The 11,762-nt window shown below is 56.3% G+C and carries 11 protein-coding genes; 7 read left to right on the top strand and 4 right to left on the bottom strand.

Annotated elements, in window-relative coordinates:
* A complete protein-coding gene (locus FW800_RS00130) occupies window positions 1–2,268 on the bottom strand; it encodes an S-type pyocin domain-containing protein (protein ID WP_446436744.1) in 2,268 nt (755 codons plus the stop codon).
* 535 nt (window positions 2,269–2,803) lie between these two features.
* Between FW800_RS00130 and prfB the strand changes: the two genes are divergently transcribed.
* The 7 genes from prfB to FW800_RS00165 all read left to right on the top strand — a co-directional run bounded on the left by prfB (window position 2,804) and on the right by FW800_RS00165 (window position 9,433).
* Window positions 2,804–3,899, top strand: a protein-coding gene (gene prfB, locus FW800_RS00135) for a peptide chain release factor 2 (RefSeq protein ID WP_098465888.1) whose coding sequence is annotated in 2 segments (ribosomal slippage) — window positions 2,804–2,875 and window positions 2,877–3,899 — 1,095 coding nt in all. Because the reading frame shifts where the segments join, the coding sequence is not laid out codon by codon here.
* Window positions 3,900–3,979: 80 nt separating this feature from the next.
* Entirely contained in the window at window positions 3,980–5,482 is a 1,503-nt protein-coding gene (gene lysS, locus FW800_RS00140) for a lysine--tRNA ligase (RefSeq protein WP_005785507.1), read from the top strand.
* 84 nt (window positions 5,483–5,566) lie between these two features.
* On the top strand, window positions 5,567–6,283 hold the full coding sequence (locus FW800_RS00145) for a TetR/AcrR family transcriptional regulator (RefSeq protein ID WP_446436745.1): 717 nt from the start codon (window positions 5,567–5,569) through the stop codon (window positions 6,281–6,283).
* Window positions 6,284–6,336: 53 nt separating this feature from the next.
* A complete protein-coding gene (locus FW800_RS00150; RefSeq protein ID WP_005785511.1) occupies window positions 6,337–7,614 on the top strand; it encodes a flavohemoglobin expression-modulating QEGLA motif protein in 1,278 nt (425 codons plus the stop codon).
* Between the two features lie 108 nt (window positions 7,615–7,722).
* Window positions 7,723–8,628 carry an alpha/beta hydrolase gene (locus FW800_RS00155; RefSeq protein ID WP_446436746.1) on the top strand — a complete coding sequence of 302 codons (906 nt, stop codon included), beginning with the start codon at window positions 7,723–7,725 and terminating at the stop codon, window positions 8,626–8,628.
* Window positions 8,625–8,951 carry a hypothetical protein gene (locus FW800_RS00160; RefSeq protein ID WP_017529735.1) on the top strand — a complete coding sequence of 109 codons (327 nt, stop codon included), beginning with the start codon at window positions 8,625–8,627 and terminating at the stop codon, window positions 8,949–8,951. The genes FW800_RS00155 and FW800_RS00160 overlap by 4 nt, the downstream gene beginning before the upstream one ends.
* Before the next feature lie 170 nt (window positions 8,952–9,121).
* Window positions 9,122–9,433, top strand: coding sequence for a hypothetical protein (locus tag FW800_RS00165; protein WP_446436747.1), 312 nt, complete (start codon window positions 9,122–9,124; stop codon window positions 9,431–9,433).
* A 402-nt stretch (window positions 9,434–9,835) separates the two neighbouring features.
* On the opposite strand, the gene FW800_RS00170 is transcribed toward FW800_RS00165, so the two are convergent.
* The 3 genes from FW800_RS00170 to FW800_RS00180 form a co-directional block, all read right to left on the bottom strand.
* Window positions 9,836–10,621, bottom strand: a complete 786-nt coding sequence (locus tag FW800_RS00170) for an OmpA family protein (RefSeq protein ID WP_005785517.1) — start codon at window positions 10,619–10,621, stop codon at window positions 9,836–9,838.
* 56 nt (window positions 10,622–10,677) lie between these two features.
* The gene (locus tag FW800_RS00175; protein ID WP_005785519.1) at window positions 10,678–11,103 is read right to left on the bottom strand and encodes a DUF4398 domain-containing protein; all 426 of its coding nucleotides are present in this window, start codon (window positions 11,101–11,103) and stop codon (window positions 10,678–10,680) included.
* Window positions 11,104–11,386: 283 nt separating this feature from the next.
* Window positions 11,387–11,731 (bottom strand): hypothetical protein, encoded by a 345-nt coding sequence (locus FW800_RS00180; protein WP_005785520.1) that lies wholly within the window; start codon window positions 11,729–11,731, stop codon window positions 11,387–11,389.
* Between the last annotated feature and the right edge of the window lie 31 nt (window positions 11,732–11,762).

Consider the following 11,762-nt stretch of genomic DNA (forward strand, 5'->3'; position numbering starts at 1 on the left):
CTAATTACCTTTACCATGAATTTGTTTGTGGAGTTTTGGCGTGACTATGTAGATGTTGTCTATGTCGAAAACGTCTCCGCCTTTGGAGATGAATATCTTATGGTGGAGCTCGAATTTACCAGATTTTCCTGCATGCTCTAATTCGCTTGTATATGGGGCTTTGCCGTTAAGTATTCTTTGTAGGTTTTGACGGTTGAACTGATTCGCCAGTTCCGAGTCGTTCGCAATAGATTTCCAGAAGGCTTCGCGAAATGCTCTGAAGTTTTTAAACTCCTGACCTTTAAGCTTGTCGGCAATTTGCGAAGGTATAGGGGAGCCTTCCCCTTGTGAGGCCGCTCCTAGCCAGGAACCGGTTATAGATTGCCCGTTGCCTGTCACAACTCCTGGGTCTTCCCGTCGATCCCTGAAAAACACATAGATGGGAGGTAAGCCAGAGTTGACCGGGAAGACAGTGATGAAGTCGTCAAATCCCGCCTCAGCAGCGGCTGGAAAACTGTCAATCCTTCCTTCAACGGGAGTTACGGTAGCTCCCGTATAGACAGGCGGTTCAGATTGATCAACGGGCAGCGTTGTTGAGCTATCCCCAGGGGCAACGATAGGTGTCCAGATCAACGTTCTTGGTGGAGTGTCACTTGTCGTGACGGTGTATACCTTCTGCCCAGGATCATAGGTCGCAGCAACCACCTTGACCTTGGAAGGCACGCTTGTACCGTCGGCAGTGACCACGAATACTTCTGACCGCCCATCGGTAGCCGTCTTCGAACTCATTCGAACCGGCAGGTCTATTGTGCCGTTGACTGCCGAGGTTATCGTCGACTCGTTGAGGTCTGGTACCAAGGTTGAGATCGGTGTACCAAGCGCATAACGCTCTGGAAGTTCTCCATTTGCGAGTTTGGGGGAATAGACCAACGCTGAAACACCGACCATTAAGCCACTCGCGGTACTTGCGACCAACTCCGTCAATGCGGCCACTGCTGACCGAATAGCAGCTTGCAGCGTGATGGTAATCCCTTCTGCTGTTGCGATTGTCCCGACTGAGGTCATGACTATCGCTTGAGTCGCAGCAGCAGTGCCCGACAGTCGATAGGTATTGGCTACTCGTACCGCTTCAATACGCGCCTGGGCCGTGGCTACCTGCTGCGCACGTCCCGCGAGGTCGCTGATTGCATTGGAGGCGTTGGCAAGGAACCGCGCGGACTCTGACCTCAGCACAAAATCATGGTGGCTGAGCCATCTCACTCCAAGCGCGGTGTTCTGCTGCAGATAAATAAGTTGTTTCAGCCCCTCAAGCTCGGGTTTGCTCAGTGGCGGTGTAACCCGTGGGTTGGCTGCGGGATAGTAAATCATCAACCCGTTCCGGTTTATGGCTAACGGTGGGTCAATAGGTTTGATCGCAGCCATCGTTTCTTCGATCATTTTGTCCAGCGTGTTTTTGTAAAGCATGAGGGTCTGGTCGGGTGTCAATCCAACGACAGAACCTGCAAGAGAGGTGAGTTCCACCTGCAAATATTCCGGCAGCAACTGCACCTGAATTTCCAACTCATCGGCAATGGCCTTCAGATACTCATTGTGTAAATTTGCCCAGCCAGGATCATGTTCGGCTAAATTGGCCTCCAACGTTTGCCGGGCCTTTGCCAACCCTGAAAGTTTTTTAGCCAGAATGTCTATGGAGAGCGAGAGAGCCTTGAGTTCTTGCGCGGCTCTCCAAACGTTGTCGTAAAGTGTGTAAGTATCGCCCAAATTTTTTATCGGGTCAGAGGATGCAAGCGTTTCACGTAGTTTTGTATAGGTTAAGTTTTCCATCAGATAAAAAGGGCTTTGATCATAGAGCCCATAGATGAGTGGCGCAGTATTGGCGTATTTGGTTTTTTTCGCGTCGATGATTTCAAGTGCGATTTTTTGATCGAGAATGGCTGAGGCTGTCTCTGTGAGTGGCTGTGAAGCTTTCGCGGCTTGCTGTTTCTCTGCCAGTTCGCGTTCAGTTTCAGTCGTTAGCGTTGCGAACCGTGCGCTGTACTCTGCGTCAATCAAGGATTGGTTGTACTGTTGCTCTCCAATGAAATCAGCGGTGGTGCTAGGGAAGTCAAACTGCTTGAAGCGGCTACGGTCTCCTTCACCTCGACGAGGCCCTTCTTGAAGGCCCCAGCCATCTCCACTTCCTGCGTAGCCTCCGCCTTCGCCACCCCAATAAGTGTTTCGTCTCCCGGCGGTAATTATCGTGGGCTTGAGTTCTAAAGGTTGTCCTGGTTGCCACCCTTGCTGGGCCATAGGGTCTCTCCGTTTTTTGTGAGAGTGATCGAGTTTGAAAGTTTGTACGTCCTGAAGAAAAAGCTCAGTCGCTTTGATCGAACTTATTTGAGCGGGAAGGAATAAAAAACTGATGGCGTTTTGATTTGATTTTATGTCTGTAGGAGTATTTGTAAGACGGGTCTGAAACTGATGTATTTATATTCTTGTATATTTGTGACTTGAGTCTTGGGGCGATTTGGCTAGAAACCTAATTGTTTGTTTTTGTTAGGGTGGGTTGGATTGTGCTCTTTTAGGCGGGCTCTGATTTTGATGTTCAGATTATTTGTATAAACAGATGAACGGTCATTTTTGAGCGAGTAGTAGGTGTGGTTTTTCTAACGCGGGGTATCGCCCTCCCGCAGGAAACGCTTTGGTGGTCGCGCATCTGTTAGCGAAGCTAGCGTGAGGAGAGGAAGCGCCGCCTTGGCAGAATCGGCCAAGCGGACTGCCGTTCCCAGCCGTTTGCCGTTATACTCGCCGGCTTTCAAAAGTTCGCCAACGAGTGCTGCCCGCCATGGAAATCAACCCGATCCTTAACACCATCAAGGACCTGTCCGAGCGCTCCGAAACTATTCGGGGGTATCTTTGACTACGATCAAAAGCATGAGCGTCTGACCGAGGTCAACCGCGAGCTTGAAGATCCGAGTGTCTGGAACAAACCTGAATACGCCCAGGAACTGGGGCGCGAGCGCGCTGCGCTGGCGCAGATCGTCGACACCCTCGACGAACTGAACACCGGTTTGGCCGATTGCCGTGACCTGCTGGACATGGCTGTCGAAGAAAATGATGAAGGCGCAGTGGGCGATGTCGTCGCCGAGCTGGCCCGTCTCGAGGAAAACCTCGCCAAGCTCGAATTCCGCCGCATGTTCAGCCATGAAATGGACCCGAACAACGCCTACCTGGACATCCAGGCCGGTTCCGGCGGCACCGAGGCCCAGGACTGGGCCAACATCCTGCTGCGCATGTACCTGCGCTGGGCCGACAAGCGCGGTTTCGACGCGACCATCATGGAACTGTCCGCCGGTGAAGTCGCCGGTATCAAGGGCGCGACCGTGCATATCAAGGGTGAATACGCCTTTGGCTGGCTGCGTACCGAAATCGGTGTGCACCGCCTGGTGCGCAAGAGCCCGTTCGACTCCGGCAACCGTCGTCACACTTCGTTCTCCGCCGTTTTCGTCTCGCCAGAGATCGACGACAAGGTGGAAATCGAGATCAACCCCGCCGACCTGCGCATCGACACCTACCGTTCCTCCGGTGCCGGTGGTCAGCACGTAAACACCACTGACTCGGCCGTACGTATTACCCACGTACCGACCAACACCGTGGTCAGTTGCCAGAACGAACGTTCCCAGCACGCCAACAAGGATACCGCCATGAAAATGCTGCGGGCCAAGTTGTACGAGCAGGAAATGCAGAAGCGCAACGCCGCTTCCCAGGCGCTGGAAGACACCAAGTCGGATATCGGCTGGGGTCACCAGATCCGTTCGTATGTACTCGATGCGTCGCGGATCAAGGATCTGCGCACCAACATCGAACGCAGCGACTGCGACAAGGTACTCGACGGTGATATCGACGAATACCTGGAAGCCAGCCTGAAATCCGGCCTGTAACACCCCTGTAGGAGCGAGCTTGCTCGCGATCCCCAGCCGAAGGCTGGGGAAAACGTACCTGTGATGGAATTTCAAAAGACATGAGCGACCAACAACTCGACCCGCAAGCCCTGCAACAGGAAGAAAACTCCCTGATCGCCCTGCGCAAGGAAAAGCTTGCTGCCGAGCGCGCCAAGGGTAACGCCTTCCCCAACGACTTCCGCCGCGACAACTACTGCGATGCCTTGCAGAAACAGTACGCGGACAAGACCAAGGAAGAGCTGGCAGAAGCGGCGATCCCGGTCAAGGTGGCAGGTCGCATCATGCTCAACCGTGGCTCGTTCATGGTGATTCAGGACATGACCGGGCGTATTCAGGTTTACGTCAACCGTAAAACCCTCTCGGAAGAGACCCTGGCCTCGGTGAAAACCTGGGACATGGGTGACATCATCGCCGCAGAAGGCACCCTGGCCCGTTCCGGCAAGGGCGACCTGTACGTCGAAATGACCAGCGTGCGCCTGCTGACCAAGTCCTTGCGCCCTCTGCCGGACAAGCACCACGGCCTGACCGACACCGAGCAGCGCTATCGCCAGCGTTACGTTGACCTGATCGTCAACGAAGACGTGCGCCAGACCTTCCGTGTGCGTTCGCAAGTCATTGCCCACATCCGCAGCTTCCTGATGCAGCGTGACTTCCTGGAAGTGGAAACGCCGATGCTGCAAACCATCCCCGGTGGTGCCGCAGCCAAGCCATTTGAAACCCACCACAACGCGCTGGACATGGAAATGTTCCTGCGTATCGCGCCGGAGCTGTACCTCAAGCGTCTGGTGGTCGGCGGGTTTGAGAAGGTGTTCGAGATCAACCGCAACTTCCGTAACGAAGGCGTCTCGACTCGTCACAACCCTGAATTCACCATGTTGGAGTTCTACCAGGCCTACGCCGACTACGAAGACAACATGGACCTGACCGAAGAACTGTTCCGTGAACTGGCGCAGCTTGTTCTGGGGACTACCGACGTGCCGTACGGCGACAAGGTGTTCCACTTCGGCGAGCCGTTCGTGCGTCTGTCGGTGTTCGACTCGATCCTCAAGTACAACCCTGAGCTGACCGCTGACGATCTGAACGACATCGACAAGGCTCGCGCCATCGCCAAGAAAGCCGGCGCCAAGGTGTTGGGCTTTGAAGGCCTGGGCAAATTGCAGGTGATGATTTTCGAAGAGCTGGTCGAGCACAAGCTGGAGCAGCCACACTTCATTACCCAGTACCCGTTCGAAGTGTCGCCGCTGGCGCGTCGCAACGACGACAACCCGAACGTCACTGACCGTTTCGAACTGTTCATCGGCGGCCGCGAAATCGCCAACGCCTACTCCGAGCTTAACGACGCGGAAGATCAGGCCGAGCGCTTCATGGCTCAGGTGGCCGACAAGGACGCCGGCGATGACGAAGCCATGCACTACGACGCCGACTTCGTACGTGCCCTGGAGTACGGCATGCCGCCGACGGCTGGTGAAGGCATCGGCATCGACCGGCTGGTGATGTTGTTGACCAACTCGCCATCGATCCGCGATGTGATCCTGTTCCCGCACATGCGGCCACAAGCGTAACCGTTGCGAAATCCGAAGCCGCCTTTTATAAGGCGGCTTTTTTATGTGGCGTATTCCAGTGTCACTTTTAAAGGAAGAAGTGTGGTGAACCGCGTAATGGCTCAAGAAGGTGCCGCCGGCATTGCTGCTGCCGTGGCTGAAAGCGTTCAGTACCAGGGCCGCAAGGCCAGCCGCCGGGGCAGCGAACAACGCCGCCAGGACATTCTCGATGCGGCCATGCGCATCGTGGTGCGCGAAGGGGTGCGTGCCGTACGCCATCGAGCCGTCGCGGCGGAGGCGGGTGTGCCGTTGTCGGCCACCACCTACTATTTCAAGGATATCGATGACCTGCTCACCGACACCTTCGCCCAATACGTCGAGCGCAGCGCGGCCTTCATGGGCAAACTGTGGGTGCGTAACGAGGGCTTGTTGCGCGAGATGGTTGCCTATGGCGATGGCAGCCCGCAGTCGCGCGAGCAACTGGCCGATGACATTGCCCGGCTGACCGCCGATTACGTGCTGCGCCAACTGACCAACCGCCGCGAATACCTGATGGCCGAGCAGGCGTTTCGCCAGGAGGCCCTGCTGAACCCGCGACTGGCTGAACTGGTGCGCTCCCATCAACAGATTCTGTTGCAGGGCACCGGGCAGTTTTTTCAGGTGTTGGGCTCCCGTGAGCCGCAGCAGGATGCCAAGGTGTTGACGGCTATCATCAGTCGGATGGAATATCAGGGCCTGTTGGGCGGCGCAGAGCCTCTGACCGGTGAAGAGATGCTTGAAATCCTCAAGCGTTACATGCACCTGGTATTGGCCTCGGTCTGACAGCATTCGAGCAAAGCCTGACAACGCTCAACGTTTAAAGAGGAAAACACCGGGTGGACGATTACCAGCAGACGATACGCAGCTTGTCCGATCGCATTGTGCTGGCGCAGACACCGATCCGGGTTCTCGACGCAGTGAAGTGGGACGAGAACATCCGCCAGGGATTCCTCAAGGCCAAGGGCAAAGCCATGCCTGCCGTGGACCGCGATTACTACCTGAACCGGCCCCTGTCTTTCGATTCCAGTGCGGTGAAGCTGGAGTTCCAGAACATCGAGCGCGACATCACCCGCCGCCTGGGCCAGTTCAGCCCGGTGGGGCAGATCATGCGGCGCATGTGCCGCGAATACCGCATGGTGGTGCGTATGCTTGAAGCGCGCGGCACCGAGGACTTTGGCCTGATATCCCAGGAACTGTACGGCGCTGCCTCCGATGCGTTCCACGCCGGCGACCCGACCCTGGCAGATCTGGGGCTGATGCTGTCGGACTACCTGAACAATATCGATGGCCGGGGCGATCTGAAGGACGAAGCCAAGACCCTCACCGCCAAGGATGCGGTGAGCCTGCTGCAAACGCGTCTGAACAAGGTGTTTGGCGAGGCAGAAGAGACCATCCGCGTGTTCGAGTCCGACGGTATCGTCGCGGATGCGGCGGCGGGCGCCGACTATATCAAGATCCGCGCCGACGCGATGTTCAACGACCGCGACGTGCGCGCCCTGGAAGTGCATGAAGGGCTGGTGCATGTGGGCACCACGCTCAATGGCCAGAACCAGCCAATCTGCACGTTCCTGTCCAAGGGTCCGCCGTCGTCCACCGTGACCCAGGAGGGCCTGGCGATCCTGATGGAAATCATCACGTTTGCCTCCTATCCCAGCCGCCTGCGTAAATTGACCAACCGTACCCGCGCCATCCATATGGTGGAGGAGGGCGCCGACTTCCTGCAGGTGTTCGAGTTCTTCCGTGAGCAAGGCTTTGAAATGGCCGAAAGCTATGGCAACGCCAGCCGGGTGTTCCGTGGTTCAGTGCCGACCGGTCTGCCGTTTACCAAGGATTTGTCCTACCTCAAGGGCTTTATCATGGTCTACAACTACATCCAGCTCGCCGTGCGCAAAGGCAAGTTGGAACAAGTGCCGCTGCTGTTCTGTGGCAAGACCACCCTGGAAGACATGCGCACCCTGCGCCAACTGGTAGACGAGGGGCTGGTGGTACCGCCCAAGTACCTGCCGGAGCAGTTTCGCGATATGAACGCGCTGGCGGCGTGGATGTGTTTTTCCAACTTCCTCAACCACTTGAGCCTGGATCGGATCGAGGCGGATTACTCCAATATCCTTTAGGTATTTCATTGAAGCAACCGGGTCACCGTGTGGGAGGGGGCTTGCCCCCTCCCACCATTGGATCTTCACAAGACTTCAGGTTTCAACTCACCTACGAGGTTTCAACGGATGAGAATCCTCGGCATCTTATGCCTGCTACTCACATTGAACGGCTGCAGCTCCTTGCTGTTCTATCCCGAGCCGGGCCTGCCCTTCACGCCGGAAAAAGCCCGCCTGCAATACCGCGACGTCACTATCACCACTGCTGACGGCCTCAAGCTCCACGCCTGGTGGTTGCCGGCTAAACCCGGCGTACCTCTGAAGGGAACGGTGCTGCACCTGCACGGCAACGGCGGTAATCTCGCCTGGCATCTGGGCGGCAGTTGGTGGTTGCCGGAGCAAGGCTATCAAGTGCTGTTGCTCGATTATCGCGGCTATGGGCTTTCGCAAGGCAAACCGTCCTTGCCGGCGATCTATCAGGATATAGACGCAGCATTCAGCTGGCTCGACAAAGCTCCTGAAACCCAGGGTCAGCCGTTGATTGTGCTCGGCCAAAGCCTGGGCGGCGCGCTGGCGGTGCATTACCTGGCGGCCCATCCGGCGCGTCAACCCCAGCTCAAGGCGCTGATACTGGATGGCGTACCCGCCAGTTATCGTGACGTAGGACAATTCGCCCTGAGCACGTCCTGGTTAACCTGGTCGTTGCAGGTGCCCCTGTCGTGGCTGGTGCCCGACGCCGACAGTGCAATCAATGCCATGCCCCAACTGACCGGTGTGCCAAAACTGTTGTTCCACAGCCTGGATGATCCCATCGTGCCAGTGGCCAATGGCATCCGCCTGTATCAAGTGGCCCCTGCGCCAAGGGTGTTGCAACTGACCCGTGGCGGCCATGTGCAGACCTTTGCCGACAAGACCTGGCAAACCGTCATGCTGCGTTACCTGGACGACCCGCAGCACTTCAACGGCCTGCGCCGACTGGGCGAGATTCCGAATTATCCAATTCCTAAAGTTGATTCATCAGAGAGCCCGCAATGAGTGAAGAACGCAACATGATCCCGCTGATCCTCACCGGCATCGGCACTATCATCGGTACCGTTGGGTGCTTGTGGTATTACGGCTACCTGCACTTCGCCAAGCCGCAAGATGCGTTGCTGCTCAGCGATTTCACCATGCTCAAAACCGTGCCGGGGGAGGATTACAAAATTTCCCTGACCCCTGCCGCGCAGGTGGCGCAGTGCGTTGACGGCGTGTTGGTGATGTTTGATACCGAGCAAAAAGGCTTGAGCGGCGTGCTGGTGAACAACAAGAAGCAGGCCGTGCGTTGCATGGGGCAGGAAACTCCGCAACTGCAGCAGTGAGTCCTAACACCACCGTTGTATGAAAACGTCCTTCAAGTCTCCTGATTAGTCAGGCGAGGTCTGTCCGAATCTATATAGCCTGGAACCATCTGTACTCGCTTGCCACAGATCGTGGACTGATCAGCTTGTCTGATCAGTGCATTGTATTAACTAATCTGGAGTACGAGTTTATGGACGGTATCGGCGGTTCACTTTCAGTTGGCGCGGGCTATTCAGTTGGCTCCGAGGCACCCTCGCAGGGCCTGGATCAGCTAATTCAGGACATCCGGGATAAAATTCAAGCCAAGCGCGGCGAAGGTTCGCAGGGTTCGGGCGGGGCCCAGGGGGCTGGAGGCGGGGAGAGCCTTGAAGAACTGCTCGAAAAGCTGAAGAAGTTGTTGGAAGAAAGAGCCGCCCTGGAGGCAAAAGACCCAGGTGGCACATCTGGCCAAGGCCAGATTCAGGTGGGCGGCGGCGACAGCCCGGGCTCTATCGCGTTTTAATCCCCTGCCTTTGAAAGCCTGCCAGTGATTTGGGGGGGGCATGAGTGTGGCCGGCCCACGGCGTGCCGGTGCCACCACAGTATCTCCTCAAGAAGTCGCCTGGAACTGAATTGCGTAAACCGCCACAAACGGTGGTGTGACTTCTTTACAGCGGGGCTGGGACGGTGGTGATAAATATTGATGCGATACGCAATATGCTGGCGATGGTCAGGGCGCATCAGGCGTTAGAACGACAAGATGCGCTGGAGCAGGCGCGTAACAAGTCGGCAGGCAGTTCGGCGCAGGGCTGCAAAGACCCCGGCATGATAAAACCGCCTGATGAAGACACAGATCGCCCAATCAATTTTTCCTAGCCAAAAAAAACCCACCGCGAGGTGGGTTTTTTTATCCGGCAACAATCAATCAGTTAGCAACGGAAGACCGTGGCTTGACTGGCTGGTTGTCGTTGGAGATGGTCACTTCAACGCGACGGTTCATGGCACGGCCCGAAACGCTGCCGTTGTCGGCAACTGGATATTCCTTGCCGTAGCCCTGGGTCACGATGCGCGAGATATCCACGCCTTGTTGAGCCAGTGCACGTTGCACGGAAGCTGCGCGACGCTCCGACAGGCTCTGGTTGTACGAGTCGGAACCCGTGCTGTCGGTGTAGCCTTCAACGATCACTTTACGATCCGGGTTATCGCGCAGGAACTGCGCCAGCTTGGTGATGTTCACCAGGCCGCTGGATTTCAGGTCGGACTTGTTGGTGGCGAACAGTACGTCACCGAAAGTCACCAGGGTGCCGCGATCGGTTTGCTTGGCGTTCAAGCTGTTTTGCAGTTGCTTGATTTGCGCGTCACGGGCGTCCAGCAGGGCGCGGGCACGTTCGTCACCGGCATTTTTCAGCTTGGCTTCGGATTCGCGCAGGACGATGGTGTCCTTGGCAACTTCAACACGCTGGTTGGTCAGGTAAGCGAGTTGGTCGACTTTCTTCTCGTCTTCGTTGTCGCGGTATGCCTTGTCAGCCTTGTCCAGCCATTCGCTGGCGTCTTTGGTTTCCAGGGCTGCCAGTTTGGTGGCTTGCGGGTTGGTTTGCAGGGCCGAGAAGTTAGTCCGTGCATTTTCCAGGTTCGCGTTCGGCGGGGTGGAGCAGGCCGCCAAGGCAACGCTCATCGCTAGCAGGGCAGGGATCATCAATTGTTTACGCATAGTCGTGTCGTCCTTTCAATTCGATATCAGGTGCGATGCAATCAAGGGGCAGTGGCTTACTTCTGCATGATTGCAGCTGGGCGCATGCCTTCCTTACGCAGTTCTTCAACAGCTTTCTGGGAGTCCTTCACAGCCTGTTGAGCCTTGGCAGCCTGGGCTTTACGCTCGGCGACGCGGGCGTCCCATTCGGCTTGTTCAGCCAGCTGACGAGCTTTCTCGTAGTTCTTGTCGTGCATCGCGATTTCAGCTTCTTTGAGCTTGTCCTGAGCCGACTTCATTTCCACGGCTGCAAACTCGGTACCGCCAGCGCTCACGGCGCTGTTAACGGCCGATTGGGTCACGGCGTACTGCTCGGTTGGAGGGTTGCCGGCGCAGCCTGCCAGAACGAAGCTGGTGCCGATTGCCAGCGCGGCCAATTTGAGCCCGCGCAGGTGGTTAAACGAGGATTTGGCGGTGCTGGTGTTCATCGTCTTCAACTCCATTGGATAACTCCTGAAAAACATCAAAATCCATCGTGGCGTATCGGTTGCGGGCCCGGCGGTAAAGCTCATGAGGCCAGTTCAAACGACCGTTCCACAAGTGATGGCTACTGGCTGTGACCTGAGGCTTTTTTCAAAAGTTCAGCGGATATGGCGAATTGCCTGAAAAAATATCTGACTGAGTGGTCAGTGTTCAAAAGATGGAACTTTCGCAGCGCGCAACGGTACTCCGAGCCTGTAAAAAGCCCGGAATACCTGGGTTGGATTGACGTCAATAAAATGTTTTTCAGTGTTTCTGTTCGTCAGCGCTGGCGGACAAATCATGTAAATAGCGGCGGGACAACGTCAGAAACCGGGGTGTGAGCCCCACGTCTTCATACAGCGGGTCCCCCTCTTCATCGGTGGCAATCACTTGGTCGCCCTTGATATAGGGAAAGCTTTCTTCCAGCTCTTCAAGGGCGGCGCCGATCAGCTCGCCGAGCAGTTCTTCGACGTGGCGCTTGGGGTACATCTCGGCAATGGCGGCCAGCCTTGCGGCAGATTCCACATCCAGATGAATCGCGTACTCAGTCTTGGTCAGGCGACCCTTGGCGGTTTCTTCCCAATGCTGGGCCAGTTCTCGAATTTTCATGGCTACCTCAATAAGCCTGCGTTGGCAGGCG

The organism is Pseudomonas sp. 910_23 (genome assembly GCF_052850795.1).

Bases quoted from the DNA above. Each gene is read 5' to 3' on its own strand.
- FW800_RS00160 (WP_017529735.1), top strand. From the start codon at position 8,625: ATGAGTGAAGAACGCAACATGATCCCGCTGATCCTCACCGGCATCGGC.
- FW800_RS00155 (WP_446436746.1), top strand. From the start codon at position 7,723: ATGAGAATCCTCGGCATCTTATGCCTGCTACTCACATTGAACGGCTGC.
- lysS (WP_005785507.1), top strand. From the start codon at position 3,980: ATGAGCGACCAACAACTCGACCCGCAAGCCCTGCAACAGGAAGAAAAC.
- FW800_RS00165 (WP_446436747.1), top strand. From the start codon at position 9,122: ATGGACGGTATCGGCGGTTCACTTTCAGTTGGCGCGGGCTATTCAGTT.
- FW800_RS00180 (WP_005785520.1), bottom strand. From the start codon at position 11,731: ATGAAAATTCGAGAACTGGCCCAGCATTGGGAAGAAACCGCCAAGGGT.
- FW800_RS00130 (WP_446436744.1), bottom strand. From the start codon at position 2,268: ATGGCCCAGCAAGGGTGGCAACCAGGACAACCTTTAGAACTCAAGCCC.
- FW800_RS00170 (WP_005785517.1), bottom strand. From the start codon at position 10,621: ATGCGTAAACAATTGATGATCCCTGCCCTGCTAGCGATGAGCGTTGCC.
- FW800_RS00175 (WP_005785519.1), bottom strand. From the start codon at position 11,103: ATGGAGTTGAAGACGATGAACACCAGCACCGCCAAATCCTCGTTTAAC.